The 15,640-nt window shown below is 59.0% G+C and carries 16 protein-coding genes; 6 read left to right on the top strand and 10 right to left on the bottom strand.

The genetic code is table 11. From position 1 onward, the window contains the following. Nucleotides 1-6: 6 nt before the first annotated feature. The 6 genes from CA85_RS06570 to CA85_RS06545 are packed head-to-tail and all read right to left on the bottom strand — an operon-like array spanning nucleotide 7 to nucleotide 4,325. Nucleotides 7-1,035, bottom strand: a complete 1,029-nt coding sequence (locus CA85_RS06570) for a beta-ribofuranosylaminobenzene 5'-phosphate synthase (RefSeq protein ID WP_146390531.1) — start codon at nucleotides 1,033-1,035, stop codon at nucleotides 7-9. Beyond that, nucleotides 1,032-1,637, bottom strand: a complete 606-nt coding sequence (locus CA85_RS06565; RefSeq protein ID WP_146390530.1) for a DUF447 domain-containing protein — start codon at nucleotides 1,635-1,637, stop codon at nucleotides 1,032-1,034. The genes CA85_RS06570 and CA85_RS06565 overlap by 4 nt, the downstream gene beginning before the upstream one ends. Further along, a complete protein-coding gene (locus CA85_RS06560; protein ID WP_146390529.1) occupies nucleotides 1,634-2,446 on the bottom strand; it encodes an anthranilate synthase component II in 813 nt (270 codons plus the stop codon). Before CA85_RS06560 ends, CA85_RS06565 begins: the two co-directional genes overlap by 4 nt. A gap of 12 nt (nucleotides 2,447-2,458) precedes the next feature. Then, entirely contained in the window at nucleotides 2,459-2,950 is a 492-nt protein-coding gene (locus tag CA85_RS06555; RefSeq protein WP_146390528.1) for an ExbD/TolR family protein, read from the bottom strand. Next, nucleotides 2,947-3,384, bottom strand: a complete 438-nt coding sequence (locus CA85_RS06550; RefSeq protein ID WP_146390527.1) for an ExbD/TolR family protein — start codon at nucleotides 3,382-3,384, stop codon at nucleotides 2,947-2,949. The genes CA85_RS06555 and CA85_RS06550 overlap by 4 nt, the downstream gene beginning before the upstream one ends. Nucleotides 3,385-3,386: 2 nt before the next feature. Beyond that, nucleotides 3,387-4,325: a MotA/TolQ/ExbB proton channel family protein gene (locus CA85_RS06545; protein WP_146390526.1), complete on the bottom strand. Its 939-nt coding sequence runs from the start codon at nucleotides 4,323-4,325 to the stop codon at nucleotides 3,387-3,389. Nucleotides 4,326-4,488: 163 nt separating this feature from the next. Here CA85_RS06545 and CA85_RS24770 point away from each other — a divergent pair, with 163 nt between their 5' ends. Both CA85_RS24770 and CA85_RS06540 read left to right on the top strand, forming a co-directional pair. After that, the gene (locus CA85_RS24770; protein WP_186774789.1) at nucleotides 4,489-4,662 is read left to right on the top strand and encodes a hypothetical protein; all 174 of its coding nucleotides are present in this window, start codon (nucleotides 4,489-4,491) and stop codon (nucleotides 4,660-4,662) included. Nucleotides 4,663-4,712: 50 nt separating this feature from the next. Further along, nucleotides 4,713-5,222, top strand: coding sequence for a tRNA (cytidine(34)-2'-O)-methyltransferase (locus CA85_RS06540; protein ID WP_146390525.1), 510 nt, complete (start codon nucleotides 4,713-4,715; stop codon nucleotides 5,220-5,222). Between the two features lie 151 nt (nucleotides 5,223-5,373). On the opposite strand, the gene CA85_RS06535 is transcribed toward CA85_RS06540, so the two are convergent. From CA85_RS06535 to CA85_RS06525, 3 genes are all read right to left on the bottom strand, one after another. Then, the gene (locus CA85_RS06535; RefSeq protein ID WP_146390524.1) at nucleotides 5,374-6,915 is read right to left on the bottom strand and encodes an arylsulfatase; all 1,542 of its coding nucleotides are present in this window, start codon (nucleotides 6,913-6,915) and stop codon (nucleotides 5,374-5,376) included. 1,687 nt (nucleotides 6,916-8,602) lie between these two features. Then, a complete protein-coding gene (locus CA85_RS06530) occupies nucleotides 8,603-9,724 on the bottom strand; it encodes a Gfo/Idh/MocA family protein (RefSeq protein WP_146390523.1) in 1,122 nt (373 codons plus the stop codon). 256 nt (nucleotides 9,725-9,980) lie between these two features. Then, a complete protein-coding gene (locus CA85_RS06525; RefSeq protein ID WP_146390522.1) occupies nucleotides 9,981-10,205 on the bottom strand; it encodes a hypothetical protein in 225 nt (74 codons plus the stop codon). A 483-nt stretch (nucleotides 10,206-10,688) separates the two neighbouring features. Between CA85_RS06525 and CA85_RS06520 the strand changes: the two genes are divergently transcribed. After that, nucleotides 10,689-11,117 (top strand): secondary thiamine-phosphate synthase enzyme YjbQ, encoded by a 429-nt coding sequence (locus CA85_RS06520; protein ID WP_391564845.1) that lies wholly within the window; start codon nucleotides 10,689-10,691, stop codon nucleotides 11,115-11,117. A 668-nt stretch (nucleotides 11,118-11,785) separates the two neighbouring features. Here the strand turns inward: CA85_RS06520 and CA85_RS06515 are convergent. Continuing rightward, nucleotides 11,786-12,184, bottom strand: a complete 399-nt coding sequence (locus CA85_RS06515; protein WP_146390520.1) for a 4a-hydroxytetrahydrobiopterin dehydratase — start codon at nucleotides 12,182-12,184, stop codon at nucleotides 11,786-11,788. 747 nt (nucleotides 12,185-12,931) lie between these two features. On the opposite strand from CA85_RS06515, the gene CA85_RS06510 reads away from it, so the two are divergent. From CA85_RS06510 to CA85_RS06500, 3 genes are all read left to right on the top strand, one after another. Next, complete coding sequence (locus tag CA85_RS06510) at nucleotides 12,932-13,627, top strand: RNA polymerase sigma factor (protein WP_146390519.1); 696 nt, start codon at nucleotides 12,932-12,934, stop codon at nucleotides 13,625-13,627. 10 nt (nucleotides 13,628-13,637) lie between these two features. Next, nucleotides 13,638-14,411: a peroxide stress protein YaaA gene (yaaA, locus tag CA85_RS06505; RefSeq protein WP_146390518.1), complete on the top strand. Its 774-nt coding sequence runs from the start codon at nucleotides 13,638-13,640 to the stop codon at nucleotides 14,409-14,411. Between the two features lie 100 nt (nucleotides 14,412-14,511). After that, a complete protein-coding gene (locus CA85_RS06500; protein ID WP_146390517.1) occupies nucleotides 14,512-15,579 on the top strand; it encodes a 3-deoxy-7-phosphoheptulonate synthase in 1,068 nt (355 codons plus the stop codon). Nucleotides 15,580-15,640 lie beyond the last annotated feature (61 nt).

The raw sequence follows: 15,640 nt of genomic DNA, 5'->3' as shown, positions 1-15,640 counted from the left end.
TGCCGACTATTGGATTGTATCGACGGTTCGTCCGGTCGATTGGGGCCGAGCGGTCAGGACACGATACTCTGGACGGTTCCAATTCTCGTGGAAGGCCAGAGCAGACGTGTCATCTGGGTGCCAGACGAATACACCGGGGCCCCAGCTGCTCTGCCCCACGCCGGTGTATCCTTCCGAACGCAGGTGGGTGACGAGCCGCGTGGTGGGTTCGCCGTTGTAAGCCCCGCCCTGGACAGAAGCAAATAGCTCACCGCTCCGGTAGTTGTACTCGGTCGTCGCGGCGCAGAATGCGTTGAAGTCGGCGGACTGAATCGCGGGTAGAATCTGCGTCGTCAAAATATCGGCCAGGGCAGCTCGTTGGCCGGCGCCAACAGTGGGCAACGCGTCAAATTTGGCCTGCTCTTGGTCGCCACTGACCGTGCCTGTTTGGCCAGGATCGGCGACGGGCAACAACAGACTGACACGCCATGCCGGCGGCATTTCCAGCCGCGTGTCGAGCGTGTTGAGCAGTGAGTTGCCGCGTGAAGGTGTCAGTCCTTCTGCGATAAAACCGCCAGCAAGGTATCCGTGGGTACCGACTGCTGAGCGTCTGCCGCGGTCTGCGGCCCGCAGCCAGATTTCGCCATCAGCCAGCGATATGCCTGCCGTGTCGGCCACCCATTGCGGTGACGGTGTGTCCGGTGATACTCGCAGAATGGACTCGGCAATGGCCAGAGAGAGCTGTGTGCCACTGCCCAGGCCCGTGTGTGACGGTGCAGCATCCATGATTTCGACATGGACGGGCGGAAGTCGCGCCGGTGAGTCGATCTGATGGGCGATTCTCTGAGCGATCGCAGTGGCTCGCTGCAGATGACCCCGGCTTCCCTGCTCGCAGCCGTCCGCGCTCGCTGTGCACGAGAACTCGCTCGCCCTTCGCGCGGTGACAATCGTGTTCGGGCGGTCGATCATCACGCCGCAGCCACCAAAGGGTGCCGCGACATCGAGTAGCCCAAAATGCAAACGTGCGCCGGTCGTGATGCGAACGTGATTCGTCATCGTGGATTCTCGCCGGGAGCCGTCAGCTCTTGCTCGATGTAGTTCCGCACCAGTTCGAAGGCTGCGAACTCGTCCGGCCCAGCTGTCTTTTCAACGGGGGTGCGGAGCCGTTGCAGATCGTCTTGGATTTGTGACGGAGGGATCATGTGGATACGGGTCGCCAAAATTGCGGCTTCGATGACAGCATGTTTCGCACGATTGAAACCGAAGAAGGGACGGACCACTCCTTCGTCGATGCAGTCCGCGATCAGTTCATGTCGCGGTGGCGTGCCACCGTACTGATTGACCTCGATGGCGAACCAACGATGACAATCGAGCAGGCGGACGTGATTGGTCGAAACGCTCTCGATCGCGCAGGTAAGCCCTGCTGGGTCGACGTGACCTATCGCAGCCCGAGCGAGCAGCAAGACGTCATCGGTCACATGAATGACAGCTCTGCCTGTGGCTAACAAGTTTTGGCAGGTGCGCGAACCTTCGTAAGGACGAAGACAGAACGAGGGCAGAGTTTCGTTGGCTGCCGGTGGACGAACGATTGGCCCCATCGGAGCAATATTGACTTGGCCGTCGGGACCGATGGTGGTGACGATCGATTCCAGGATCACTGGGTTGCCTCACCGGTGCTCTGATGAGATCTCGCCGGCAAGGTGCGGGGACTGGCAATCGAAAGCGTCGGCAGGGGGGCCGGTTTGTTGGTGTCGTTTACCGTCGCAGAGTGTTTGTTCACGTCCGCCGCCCATTGGCGTTGGAAATAGCCCGAGGGCGACATCCAGGCAACCGGGCGACCGGTTCCGACGCTGGCACCGAGCACACGCCGGGCTCGCTCGTGGTGTCGATCGACCAAGCCAAAGAAGTTTCTAAACAGATCGTGTCCATGCTCAGTGAGCAACGATTCAGGATGGAACTGGACACCGTGAACGCAGCGAGCGTGGTCGGAGATTCCCATCACGATGGATGTGGATGCGTCCGCAGGGGTAGTTGTTGCGGTGATGTCGAGGGAAACGGGTAGCGTTGCCGCATCGACACACAGGGAATGATATCGCCCCACAGCCATGAGCTGTGGCAGGCCATGGAAGATGCCCGTCGAGTTGTGTTCGATGGAGGAGGCGATAGCGTGGACAGGTGGCGAGACAACCACATCGCCACCGTACGCCGCTGCGATCGTCTGGTGCCCTAAGCAGATGCCGAGGATGGGGATTTCGCCCGCCAGGGTGCGGACGACATCGAGGCAGCACCCCGCCTGCTCAGGCCGGTGAGGTCCCGGTGAGAGCACGATCGCTTCGGGTTGCAATTGGTAGCACTGATCCGCTGTGATTTCGTCGCTGCGGATCACTCGCGTTGCCTTGCCAGCGATCCGCAAGTACCGAGCGACATTGTGTACGAACGAGTCGTAGTTATCGAGAAGCAGGATCACAGCGATTTGCTCTCAGCGGCGTGGTTTGGCGAACTTGATCTTTTCGATCAGCTTGACGACTTGATCGCCGTCCTTGTAACCACTGACCGCTGTGATGGCGCGGATCACATACTCGTATCGCAGGTTGTAGTCCGTATCGATCTCGACCTCTGGTCCTTCACCCGCTTCTTCTGCAATGGGGCCTGCCGACGCCATTTGTCCAACGATGGTGCCGCGCAGTTTGTCAAAACCTTCCGGGCCGGTGCCCATTTGGATGTCATTGAGTTTCATCCCAGCGAGGTTTCCGGTGTCGTCAGCGAGGAGCCGCAGTTCCAAGGGCAAGTCCGTGGGGTCAATCGTCGCGTTGGACGTTCCCGCCAACGGCATCTTGATGCTGAAGTCACCTTCGAGTTCAACGACTTTGAACGTCATGACAAAGAAAATCAGGAGCAAGAACACGATATCAATCATGCTCGTCATGTTCAGTTCGCTCTTTTCGGGAGCGGGTGGGTTGCGGATTTTCATGACTTGTCCTCTTTCACGCGGAGTGCGAAGTTGACGAGCTTCGAGTCCTGGCAGACACGCACGATTTCCTGGATTTCGCCAGCCGCACAATCTTTGTGTCCCCGAATCACCACATTGGCATCGGCGGGTGTTTTGCCTTCGCCGCGAATGACCGCGAGTTCCCGATCGAGCCCCAGACGCAGCGTTTCGGCTGTGTAGTCATCTCCGCCGAGGTAGACACGACCATCGGCGGCAACGTGGAGGATAATCGGAGCCTCGAGAGGGGCTTCGGGCGGTTTGACCAATTGGCTGTTGGGCAGCACGACGTGATCATTGGCTTCGGTTTGGGCGAAGTTGATCAGCACCATGAAGAACGCAATGAGCTGGAACGTCATGTCGATCATCGGCGTCATGTCACCTTCGGCCATGTCGACCGGCTTTCGTTTGACCCGCACGCTTAACGTCCCCCGGTATTGGGTGTCGCATCTTCAAAACGACTCATCAGGTTCTCGCTTTCGACGCCCACCTCGAGCAATAGGCGTGCGACGCGGTTGCGAAGGATGTTGTAGGCAGCGATTGCCGGGATGGCGATGAACAAGCCGACGAGGGTCGTGAACAACGCCGTCGAAATCCCCTCGGCGAGCGCGGACGGCTCAGGGGTTGTTCCGCCGTTGGCAATCACTTGGAAAGACGCGATCATCCCCTGCACGGTACCGAACAAGCCGATCATGGGGCTGAGGTTGCCAATCAATGCCATGTAGCTGAGACGGTGCTCGAGCTTCATGCTTTCTTCTTCACCGACTTCTTGCATGGCCTCGATCGCCTTGGGATAGCCGCGGGAAAGTTTGGCGAGGCCTGCTGCGAGCACCTGTCCGAGTACCGATTCATCGTTCTTGGCAAGGTCATAGGCGCCTTGATTGTCGTTCTCATCGAGACGCTGACCAAACTCCTCGACCAAGTCGTGCGGGCACAGGGTGTCGCGGCGGGCGGCCAGCATATTCATGACGAATAGAGAAACGAGTGTCACCGAGAGGGCGAGAAAGACGATCACATAGGGGATACCCAGAGACTTGATGAACCAAGCGAGCAGGGATTGGTTTTTGTCCTGAGACGCCTCGGCATTGTTACCTCCAGCGGCTCCACCGGCGGCGCCCGGAGCGTTCCCTGCGCCAGCGTCATTGGCTGCGTCCGCGGCATCCTCAGCCGGTTCCTCAGCGGCCGGTGCGGGGGCTTCCGCATCGGCGTCACCGAATTCGGCCGCGGCGTCGTCTTGGGCGGTTGCGAGCGAGAGTGAGAGTGGACTGGTCAAGAACACGCCCATCGCCAAAACTACGAGCCAGGATCGGAGATTCCTGCTAGAGAAAGCGTCGCTAAATGTCGCGGAAATGAATTTCATCGAGAGGCCTTCAGGTGAACCGGTTGAAATCGAGGCATTGGATCGGTGATCCAGGATAAGCAGGGAGGGAAGTGGCGTCCGCTTTGTGGGGCCACTACTGATAGAATAATCGACAACATGCTCGCTGGCATCACCCTGGAGCAGGCATTTTCGGGACATCACCATGACACAGGACTGGCAGGACACGGACGAATGGGACGATGACGACTACGATGAGTTTATTCAACGTGAGTTCCCCGAGAGGGGTGACCCAAGCCACGGTCTACCCGCTATCTGGAAATGGACTGCTTGGATCCTATTGCTCGTGACAATTCTCTTCTGGGCGCTGTTGGGATGAACTGTCGGGATGATTGATGCCCAAGCGGGATTTGGATGGAGTGAGTTGACATGAGCAACAACGCAGAGAACCCGATAATGACTGAGTCGTCGGCAAACGAAACGCCCGCACATGTGGTTCTCTATCAACCGGAAATCCCCCAAAACACGGGCAACATTGGCCGTACCTGTGTGGCAGTCGGTGCCAAATTGTGGATCGTCCAACCCGCAGCTTTCTCATTCGAAGAGAAACGCTTGCGGCGAGCCGGGCTGGACTACTGGCAGCATCTCGATATCGAGATGGTGCCGGATTGGCAGGCACTGACCGAGCGGCTCGATCCGGCGCGTTTTTACTTTCTTTCCCGGTTCGCGAAACGAACCTTGTGGGATGCACCCCTGCAGCGGGGAGATGTCTTCGTCTTCGGTCGCGAGACGAGCGGATTACCCGACTGGATTCTCGATCCGGACGATGAGCGAGCCATTGGATTGCCCACCCGGCCGGTCGTCCGCAGTCTGAATCTTGCCACCACGGCCGGCATTGTGCTTTTTGAACATCAACGCCGATTGGCTGTCGGTAATTGAAAAATGCAAAATGCTGCGAAGCATTTTGCATTTCTCTATTTCAACTTTTCAACCCAATGCGGGCGCCCGTTCGTCAACGCTCGCCCATTAGGTAACCCTGGGAAGCATCTTCTGGAGAGCAAGACCCCCGCCGTTGGCTGATGTTGACTCTTTACTGCGTGGCAGCCTGGGAGAGTTTCTCCATGACGCCTTCGAGGTTGAAGCTCGCTGGCGGCTGACGCGGTGGGAAGTCCTTGAAGGTCTCCAAGAACGCTCCTGCATACTGCTGGGCCGGCACGATCAAGAACGCGTGATCGAGCAACCAGTCGTAGTAGGTATTGGAGGTAACGTCGGCGGACTCGTAGGGGTCGGCCCGGAGATCGAACATTTTGGGAAGTCGCAGTGGGGTGAACGGTTCGGACCAAATTCGCAGCGTCCCTCTGGCTCGTTGCTCGAGAAAGACCATTTTCCAGTTCTCAAAACGAATGCCAACAAGCTGGGTATCGTCATTGAAGTAGAAGAAGGAATTTCGTGGTGATTCATCGGCCTCGCCGGTGAGGTAGGGCAGGATATTGTAGCCATCCAAGTGAACCTTGAAGGTCTTGCCGTCGGCCTCGTGGCCCTTGAGCAATTGTTCCTTCACATCGGGGTTGCCAGCAGCCGAGACCAGGGTTGGCAGCCAGTCGAGGCCACTGACGATTTCATTGGAGACACTGCCGGCTTCGATCTTGCCGGGCCAGCGGATCATGCATGGCACACGGAAGGCACCTTCCCAGTTAGATGCCTTTTCATTGCGAAACGGGCTGTTCGCTGCATCGGGCCAGGTGTTTTTATGGGGGCCATTGTCGGTCGTGTAGATCACGATCGTGTTATCGTCGACCTTCAAATCCTCGAGTTTCTTGAGAATTGTTCCGACCAACGCATCGTGCTCGATCATGCCGTCGGCATATTCGGTGCGAGAAGTCAGTCCTGGTTCGTCGCGGTGCGAGTCTTTCACGTGCGTTCGGAAGTGCATCCGCGTCGAGTTGTACCAAACGAAGAACGGCTTTTCTGCTTTGACCTGGCGGTCCATGAAGTCCATGGCGGCCGAGGCGGTTTCCTCGTCGACCGTTTCCATGCGTTTCTTCGTCAGCGGACCGGTATCTTCAATTTTCCCATCGGCACTGGACTTGATGACGCCGCGCGGGCCAAATTTCTTGGCAAACTCAGGGTCCTTGGGATAGTTGCGGTTCTCAGGCTCTTCCTCAGCATTGAGGTGATAGAGGTTGCCGAGGAACTCATCGAACCCGTGATTGGTCGGAAGGAACTTGTCGAGGTCACCGAGGTGGTTCTTCCCGAATTGTCCGGTAGCGTAACCGAGAGGTTTGAGCAGTTGGGCAATGGTCGGGTCTTCGGCTTGCAAACCCACGTCGGAACCAGGCAAACCAACCTTGGACATCCCAGTGCGATAGGTGCATTGCCCGGTAATGAAGGTGGATCGTCCTGCCGTGCAGCTCTGCTCGGCATAATAATCGGTGAAGATCATTCCGTTGTTGGCGATGCTGTCGATATTCGGTGTCTGATAACCGACAAGACCTTTTGTGTATGCGGAAATGTTGGATTGGCCAATATCATCGCCGAAGATGACTAGGATATTGGGCTTGTCGGCCGCCTGAGCGACCGAAGTGGTGACCAAACTAAGAAGTATGGCCGGTAGTAGGTGACGAACCGTCATCCTAAGTCCTCCAAGAGAAGTGAAACCGAGAGTACGGCTCTCGCGAGAAGTAAAGGTGTGCCTTTAGCGAGAGCTTGCGGCCGATTGTAGTTCCATCCCCAGGGTGTTGCCACCAATCGAGCGAATCGCCTGGCATTCTTTTCCCAGATTCTGTCTTTCGCCAAGCCGATCGAACGATTTTGCAGTCATGGTTCGTCGCCGGGTGGATTCAGGGCCGCAAGTAGCAAGTAGGGCCGGTTCCTACCGGCCGCCGCCCGGGCGTGCACCGACCGACGAATGCTGAACGCCTCGATGTCGTCGTCGGCTTGAAGGAGTCGATCTGCGGGCGCATGTGGCCGGTGGGAAGATCCGTAGTCCGTAGGGCCGGTTCCTACCGGCCGTCTTCTGGGCGTGCACCGGCCGGGGAATGCTGAACGCCTCGCTGTCGTCGTCGGCTTGAAGGAGCCGGTCTGCGGGCGCATGTGGCCGGTGGGAACCGGCCCTACGATCGGTAGTCCGTCGGGCCGGTTCCTACCGGCCGTCTTCTGAGCGTGTACCGACCGAGGAATGCTGAACGCCTCGATGTCGTCGTCGGCTTGAAGGAGTCGATCTGCGGGCGCATGTGGCCGGTGGGAACCGGCCCTACGATTGGTAGTCCGTAGGGCCGGTTCCTACCGGCCGTCTTCTGGGCGTGAACCGGCCGACGCATGGTGAACGCCTCGATGTCGTCGTCGGCTTGTAGGAGTCGGTCTGCGGGCGCATGTGGCCGGTGGGAACCGGCCCTACGATCCGTAGTCCGTAGGGCCGGTTCCTACCGGCCGTCTTCTGGGCGTGAACCGGCCGACGCATGGTGAACGCCTCGCTGTCGTCGTCGGCTTGTAGGAGTCGGTCTGCGGGCGCATGTGGCCGGTGGGAACCGGCCCTACGATCCGTAGTCCGTAGGGCCGGTTCCTACCGGCCGTCTTCTGAGCGTGAACCGGCCGAGGAATGCTGAACGCCTTGATGTCGTCGGCGGCTTGAAGGAGTCGATCTGCGGGCGCGTGTGGCCGGTGGGAACCGGCCCTACGATTGGTAGTCCGTAGGGCCGGTTCCTACCGGCCGTCTTTTGGGCGTGAACCGGCCGACGGATGTTGAACGCCTCGCTGTCGTCGTCGGCTTGAAGGAGTCGATCTGTGGGCGCATGTGGCCGGTGGGAACCGGCCCTACGATTGGTAGTCCGTCGGGCCGGTTCCTACCGGCCGCCGCCTGGGCGTGCACCGGCCGACGCATGGTGAACGCCTTGATGTCGTCGGCGGCTTGTAGGAGCCGGTCTGCGGGCGCATGTGGCCGGTGGGAACCGGCCCTACGATTGAGGCATAAAAAAAACCGGCAGGCAGTCTCCATCGAGACGACCTACCGGTCCAATTCGGTCTCAGCCGCGCGGCGGCAAATGGAGCCGCTGGGAGAAACGCGTGAGTCTCGGCGTGCTACTGCACATGCCTTGGATTGACTCAGGCGTACCCTGAAAATGATCCCTCTGCCGATGTGATGGGCTGATCCCTGACAAGCCTCACAAGGCTTGCTAAGTGCATTTTAGGCATGTCGCCGTTTGCTGCAAGATTAATCGGGGGTTTTCCTGGTGCGAGTTGAGCGAAATTCAGACGGAATTCCAACTTCCAAACGATGCCTTCTCGTGTGACAAACACCCAAGTGTGTGGGGGCAGGTAGGTCAGATGCGGATCCGTTGACCGTTCTCGCTGCTCTGTTCGGCCGCTCGGAGGATTGCTGAGGCTTGAAAGGCTTCGTCGAGTCCACTCAGGTTTCGCACGAGGCTGGTGACGGCGCGGTGGAATTGGGCCAGCATTTTCTCGCCCAGCGGCGATTCGCTCTCGAGAGATTCTTGGTGGCGGCCGGCATCATCGAACCAGACCAGGGTGCCAGGCAGATCGACAAACGCGACCCCATGGTCGCAACAGACCTGCATCGCGGCTGGCGGCCGAAAACCGATCGCTTCCTGCCATTTCGCGGGGATGTAGTTCCCGCAGCTGACTTGCGCAGTCGCGGTGTGATCTTCCTCCTTCTGATCTGGCGACTGGCCCCGCGAAGGGTTTTGGAGGGGGCCCGTGAACCGCAGACTCAGGGCGCGGTAATCCCAGGGGCTGGTCGGATAGCAGTTGGCCGACATCACACTTTCAGCCTGACCGCCGACAACATAGGTACACCAATCGATCAGTTCGATGAGTTGGTTTCGCATCGTAGCCTCCGCTTCGACATGGCCATGCGATGCGTTTTGGCCGCGTTCGGAACCGCTGCGCTCGAGGTGCTGGCTGCGGACCGGTGCGGTGGGATCGCCTCGTCGAGAGAGGCGAGTTTGTTGCTCGTGAAGGCTGAGTCGTTTGTGGCAGAACAGCAGTCGGGGTGGTCCGAGGTGTGTCGCGATCAGTTCTTTCAGGCGGAGCGTTGCGGGAGCGAACCGGCGTGGAAAACTCGCCATGAACGCCACGCCTGAGTCCTCGATCGACTGCCGAAAGTCGGTGTCCGCATCCGGGTCAAAGTCCAGGCAGCCCGCCCAGTAGATGGCCTTGCCGTGGCGGCACGCGGCGAGTGCGGGAAGGTGTTTGAGCCAAGATTGTTCCAGCACCAAGACGGCGTCGATATCGTCCCGTCCGACCATCGCCTCATACCCATCGACTGGATCGGCCTGAAACTCCGTGACAGCGTTTTCGGCGAGTTTGGCCACGGAGCAGTAGATGGCGCGAACGTCAAACCGCTCGTGGAGCATTCGCAGGGCGGGTCGGTGAAGGGTTTGCCAATGATCACCGAGTCCGATTAGGCCGACACGAAGCTTCACGAATAGCGAGTCCTGAGATGAGAGAGGGCGCCCGACTGCATCGTCGGCCTGAACGGAAGTCGTCAGACCGCATTGGTCGTGAGGCGAGATATGAGCAGACGCCAATCATAGCAAATCAGGCAACCGAGCGGGTGTACGCGAGTCCTTTCGGTGTCCTCGCCCACTGCAGAGCATGTCAGATCTCCACGAAAAAACCTCGGCTGCTGCGGAGCAACCGAGGTTTCTGGGTCTTTATCTAAAATGGATCGCCACAAGATTACTCGCGAGGGCGAATTGCGCCGGTCAGGCCGCTGTAGTCCACGCGATCGGTGGTGTGCCACAGTGGCTGGCCACGTTCGACTCGGCGGCGGAGAACCTCGATTTTCTCGGGGCTGCCAGCGGGGGCGTCCGTGGCGGTGAAGTGTTCATCCTCTTGTGGACTGAAATCTTCATCGTGGCCATAACGAAGGATTGCTTCGAAGACGTTCTTACAATGAGTCATGCGTTTTCTGAGTTTCCAGAGAGACCGCGTTCCGTCCAGGAGATGCGCGGAGACAAAAATAGATTTGACGGTTCGCCAGTGAATTCAGTTTCGATGGCGGACATCACACGAGAGGATTATTGGCGAGATCGACCGCTAGTCAAGAAAATTTTTCTCCACGATCATGCTCAAAGTCGCTCGCCCCTGTCGCTGGCCGGGGCTGGTCCGTTGGCAACGAACAGGCAAACGGTAAGGCGAACCCGCGGGCCAAAACGCCAAGCAAAATGGAGTGGATTGTTCAAGGGGGCAGTATCTCACTTTGCCTCCGTTTTGATGGGGCCCTACCGGAGGTTGACAGAAGTGTATTGATTCTGTTGCAGGCGTCGTCAACGGTGTCCGCAGCGCAATTGCCGGAGTATTCGAGACAATCCGTCGGACCTCCGGTGAGGCAAAAAAAGTTTTCGTTTTTTTATCAAGTCTTCTTTTTTCGGGACATTTTCGATGATGATCTGGGCACAACACGACCTCAGGCTGCCCTCGCGGCGGCGTGGTTTCCATTTGATCACGCCCGCGATCGAGGCGGCCGTTCCCGAACTGACCCAGGTTCGCGTGGGGCTGCTGCACTGTTTTATTCAGCACACCAGCGCCTCGCTAACGATCAACGAGAACGCGGATCCCGACGTGCGGGTGGATATGGAAACGGCCATGAATCATGTCGTTCCTGAGAACCTTGCCTATGTTCACACGCTCGAGGGCCCCGATGACATGCCCGCCCACGTGAAAGCATCGATGATGGGCGCCTCCGTGTCGATTCCGGTGAGCGAGGGGCGCCTGCGACTGGGGACCTGGCAGGGCGTCTACCTCTGCGAGCATCGCGATCATGCCTCCTCACGCCAACTCGTACTGACACTGCAGGGAATGTCTGCGGATTGATCGTAGCCAGACGGCTCCGCCCGTTTGTGCTGGCGGTGTGGAGTTGGTGCTTGTTCTCGCGACGGTCGGAGCCGTCGGTCGACAGTGTAGCCAGACGGCTCCGTCCGTCTGTGCTGGTGGTGGGGAGTTGGTGCCTGTTCTCGCGACGGGCGGAGCCGTCGGTCGACAGTGTAGCCAGACGGCTCCGTCCGTCTGTGCTGGTGGTGTGGAGTTGGTGCCTGTTCTCGCGACGGACGGAGCCGTCGGTCGACAAAGTAGCCAGACGGCTCCGCCCGTCTGTGCTGGTGGTGTGGAGTTGGTGCCTGTTCTCGCGACGGACGGAGCCGTCGGTCGACAATGTAGCCAGACGGCTCCGTCCGTCTGTGCTGGTGGTGTGGAGTTGGTGCCTGTTCTCGCGACGGACGGAGCCGTCGGTCGACAAAGTAGCCAGACGGCTCCGTCCGTCTGTGCTGGCGGTGTGGAGTTGGTGCTTGTTCTCGCGACGGGCGGAGCCGTCGGTCGACAAAGTAGCCAGACGGCTCCGCCCGTCTGTGCTGGTGTGGTGGGGAGGTGGTGCTCGTTCTCGCGACGGTCGGAGCCGTCGGTCGACAATGTAGCCAGACGGCTCCGTCCGTTTGTGCTGGTGTGACACCGCGGCCAGACAGGGCAGGTTGGGTTCGTCGGCGTTGTCAGTCCAAGAGCTGGTCGATCTTGGCGGCGACTATGAAGTCATTCTTGCTCAATCCGCCGATCGCGTGAGTCGTCAAAACCACCTTGAGATGTCGATATCCGGTCACGTGCAAATCGGGATGGTGCTGTTCCCGCTCCGCCACAGCAGCGATGCGGTTGATCAATTCGATGACGTTGACAAACGTTCCGCGATTGAACTGGCGTGAAATGCTGCGTGAGGATTCGTCCAGTTCCCATTTCGCTACCGTTTCCAGGTACTGGCGTGCTGTTTCAGGCGGCATCACTTCGACGCCGCCTTCGCAGGCCGCGCAGTGTGCGTCCACCAACGAATTACGTCGTTGAGCGGGCGAACGAGGTCCTGGATCAGGCGTGGATGTGGGGTCAGAGCTGGAAGTCATTGTGTGGATCTCTTGTGAGAGAGGAATGTAGCCAGACGGCTCCGCCCGTCTGTGCTGGTGGTGTGGAGTTGGTGCTCGTTCTCGCGACGGTCGGAGCCGTCGGTCGACAAAGTAGCCAGACGGCTCCGCCCGTCTGTGCTGGTGTGGTGTGGAGTTGGTGCTCGTTCTCGCGACGGTCGGAGCCGTCGGTCGACAAAGTAGCCAGACGGCTCCGCCCGTCTGTGCTGGTGTGGTGTGGAGTTGGTGCTTGTTCTCGCGACGGACGGAGCCGTCGGTCGACAAAGTAGCCAGACGGCTCCGCCCGTCTGTGCTGGTGTGGTGTGGAGTTGGTGCTTGTTCTCGCGACGGTCGGAGCCGTCGGTCGACAGTGTAGCCAGACGGCTCCGCCCGTCTGTGCTGGTGGTGTGGAGTTGGTGCCTGTTCTCGCGACGGACGGAGCCGTCGGTCGACAATGTAGCCAGACGGCTCCGTCCGTCTGTGCTGGTGGTGTGGAGTTGGTGCCTGTTCTCGCGACGGACGGAGCCGTCGGTCGACAAAGTAGCCAGACGGCTCCGCCCGTCTGTGCTGGCGGTGTGGAGTTGGTGCTCGTTCTCGCGACGGACGGAGCCGTCGGTCGACAAAGTAGCCAGACGGCTCCGCCCGTCTGTGCTGGCGGTGTGGAGTTGGTGCTTGTTCTCGCGACGGACGGAGCCGTCGGTCGACTATGTCGGATCGTACGGACGCGATCGCCTGGTTAAACTGACGGGAATGAATGCCTCCCGATCTGAACCGGAGTCCACGCCCAACGCAACGGTACCCGATGCTGCGGAGGCCGCATTGATCGACGCGATTCAAGCGGGGGATGAGTCAGCGTGGCGGAGTCTAATCGACCAGTACGAAGGTCGGCTGCTCGCCTACGTTCTCCGCCGCCTGAACGATCGCAGTGTCAGTGAGGACATTGTCCAGGAGACGCTGGTCGGTTTCTTGGTATCGCTTCCCAACTACGATCGTCGCCGTCGATTGGAGAACTATTTGTTTTCGATCTGCGGCTACAAGCTCACCGATCATTTGCGCAAGACCGGTCGCCGGCCGACGCTGCCGCTCTACGGTCGCGGTGGCGGGACGGGGAGCGGGGGCAGCGAGTTGCCGATCCCGGGTCGGGCGCGAGGGGCGAGTTCGATTGCTCGAAGTGCCGAACGGATGGAACTCGAGCAGCGGGTGGTCTCTGCGGCGATCGCTGACCAGATCGATCACTGGCGAGAAAGCGGTAATTACACCAAACTGCAGGCGATCGAATTATTGTTTGTCGCTGGACGCGGCAACTCGGAGGTGGCGGAGCGGTTGGACTTGACCCAGCAGCAGGTGGCGAACCTGAAGAGCGATTTTCTCGCCCGCATCAAAGCGATCATTGCCCGCCAGGAACTCGACGCGGGCGTCTTCCCCGAACTCAATGAACCCTGCTGAATTTTGAGCCATGTTGATTGTCCTTTCGCCAGCCAAAACGCTTGATTTTGAAACCGAAGCACCGTCCTGCGAGTCGACCGAGCCTCGGTGGATCGACGATAGCCAGGAGTTAATAGGCTTGTTGAAGCAGCAGACGCCGGTTGATCTGCAAAACTTGATGGGAATTAGCGAATCGCTTGCTGAACTCAATCATGGGCGATACCAAGATTGGCACGCTCCCCACCCTCGTAACGGTTCCAAGCAAGCCATGTTTGCGTTCCAGGGTGATGTTTATCAGGGATTGCAGGCGGAAACGTTCACTGCCAAACAGATCCAACGGGCCCAAGGTCAATTGCGAATATTATCGGGGCTCTATGGTGTCCTGCGCCCCCTGGACCGGATTCTGCCGTACCGGCTGGAGATGGGGACGAAGCTCGCCAATTCGCGTGGCAAGGATTTGTACGCGTTCTGGGGTGACCGGATCACTGAGCAAATCGCCGACGCGATGCATGCAGACCGCTCCCGACTGCTGCTCAATTTGGCATCGAACGAGTATTTCCGTTCGCTCGACGCGTCCTCGCTGCCTGCTCCCGTGGTGGCGCCAGCGTTCAAGGAGTTCAAGAACGGTAGCTACAAGATGATCAGTTTTTTCGCCAAGAAAGCCCGGGGATCGATGGCGGCTTGGGTTATCCGTCACCGCGCCAGAACAATGGCGAAACTGACACAATTTGCCGAAGATGGATATCGCTACGATGCCGAATCCTCCACTGAACGTGTTCCGGTATTTTTGCGTGGCCCCGGTTGATCTTTGGCGTTGATCAACGATAGTCGTATCCGAAAAGGGGCGAACCTTCTTCCATGCGGCTCTTTCTTTCCTTTGCCCCACCCTTCGCGCAGACGACTTGATGACCGAAAAGAACCTATCTCCGGCGACCGACGACCTCCGTATTGGTGCGATGAAACCTCTTATGCCGCCGCGAGAGCTAATGAACGAAATTCCTGTCTCGCCACCGATTGCCGAGACAGTGAGCGCTGCCCGCGAGGGGATTCGCCGCGTGCTCTCCGAGGAAGACGATCGTTTGGTCGTTGTCGTCGGACCATGCTCGATCCACGATCCAGAAGCAGCGATGGAATACGCGAATTTGCTGGCAGCCGAGCAGAAGAAGCACGCCGGTGAATTGCTGATCGTGATGCGAGTCTATTTTGAGAAGCCACGCACCACCGTCGGCTGGAAGGGGCTGATCAACGACCCCGGGCTCGACAATAGCTTTGAAATCAACCGAGGTTTGCGCACCGCACGCGGTCTACTGCGTGACATCAATGCACTCGGCCTCCCCACGGGAACCGAATTCTTAGATTTGATTAGCCCCCAGTATGTTGCTGACCTTGTCGGTTGGGGCGCGATCGGGGCGCGGACGACCGAGAGCCAAGGCCACCGCGAGTTGGCCTCGGGGCTGTCCTGTCCGGTGGGTTTCAAGAACGGCACGAGCGGCAACGTCCAGATCGCTGTCGATGCGATTTGCTCCGCCCAGCGTCCGCACCATTTCTTGTCCGTGACCAAAGAGGGCACCTCAGCCATTTTCGCGACCACAGGTAACAGCGATTGCCATGTGATCATGCGTGGCGGTACGCACACGAATTACGACGCTGCCAGTATCGATGCCGCTTCGGAGCTACTCGCCAAAGCGAACCTGCCCGCGCGGATCATGATCGATACCAGCCACGCTAACAGCCGCAAAAAGCATACGCGTCAACGCTACGTCTGCCGCGACATCTGTAGCCAAGTCAGCGACGGAGATTTGCGAATCATGGGCGTGATGATCGAGAGCAATCTCGTTGCCGGCAACCAAAGTCTCGGCAAGGGTGAACTCGTCCGCGGTCAAAGCATCACGGACGCGTGCATCGATTGGGACGAGACCCAACTCATTCTGCAGGATCTTGGCAACGCCGTCGCTGCCCGCCGCGGTGCATAGGCAGCGGTCTTTCACAAGCCGACAGGGAACCATGATCGGTCACGCGACGCTTCACCGGCAG

It is taken from the genome of Allorhodopirellula solitaria, from assembly GCF_007859855.1.
Taxonomy (GTDB): domain Bacteria; phylum Planctomycetota; class Planctomycetia; order Pirellulales; family Pirellulaceae; genus Rhodopirellula; species Rhodopirellula solitaria.
Note: the sequence above shows the minus strand (reverse complement) of the source record. Positions and strands in the feature narration are given on the sequence as shown.

What these genes read in the sequence shown, in the direction of transcription:
- yaaA (WP_146390518.1), top strand. Translation starts at nt 13,638, where the DNA reads ATGTTGATTGTCCTTTCGCCAGCCAAAACGCTTGATTTTGAAACCGAA.
- CA85_RS24770 (WP_186774789.1), top strand. Translation starts at nt 4,489, where the DNA reads ATGACACAGGACTGGCAGGACACGGACGAATGGGACGATGACGACTAC.
- CA85_RS06500 (WP_146390517.1), top strand. Translation starts at nt 14,512, where the DNA reads ATGACCGAAAAGAACCTATCTCCGGCGACCGACGACCTCCGTATTGGT.
- CA85_RS06540 (WP_146390525.1), top strand. Translation starts at nt 4,713, where the DNA reads ATGAGCAACAACGCAGAGAACCCGATAATGACTGAGTCGTCGGCAAAC.
- CA85_RS06570 (WP_146390531.1), bottom strand. Translation starts at nt 1,035, where the DNA reads ATGACGAATCACGTTCGCATCACGACCGGCGCACGTTTGCATTTTGGG.
- CA85_RS06545 (WP_146390526.1), bottom strand. Translation starts at nt 4,325, where the DNA reads ATGAAATTCATTTCCGCGACATTTAGCGACGCTTTCTCTAGCAGGAAT.
- CA85_RS06515 (WP_146390520.1), bottom strand. Translation starts at nt 12,184, where the DNA reads ATGACTTCCAGCTCTGACCCCACATCCACGCCTGATCCAGGACCTCGT.
- CA85_RS06555 (WP_146390528.1), bottom strand. Translation starts at nt 2,950, where the DNA reads ATGAAAATCCGCAACCCACCCGCTCCCGAAAAGAGCGAACTGAACATG.
- CA85_RS06535 (WP_146390524.1), bottom strand. Translation starts at nt 6,915, where the DNA reads ATGACGGTTCGTCACCTACTACCGGCCATACTTCTTAGTTTGGTCACC.
- CA85_RS06525 (WP_146390522.1), bottom strand. Translation starts at nt 10,205, where the DNA reads ATGACTCATTGTAAGAACGTCTTCGAAGCAATCCTTCGTTATGGCCAC.
- CA85_RS06520 (WP_391564845.1), top strand. Translation starts at nt 10,689, where the DNA reads ATGATCTGGGCACAACACGACCTCAGGCTGCCCTCGCGGCGGCGTGGT.
- CA85_RS06510 (WP_146390519.1), top strand. Translation starts at nt 12,932, where the DNA reads ATGAATGCCTCCCGATCTGAACCGGAGTCCACGCCCAACGCAACGGTA.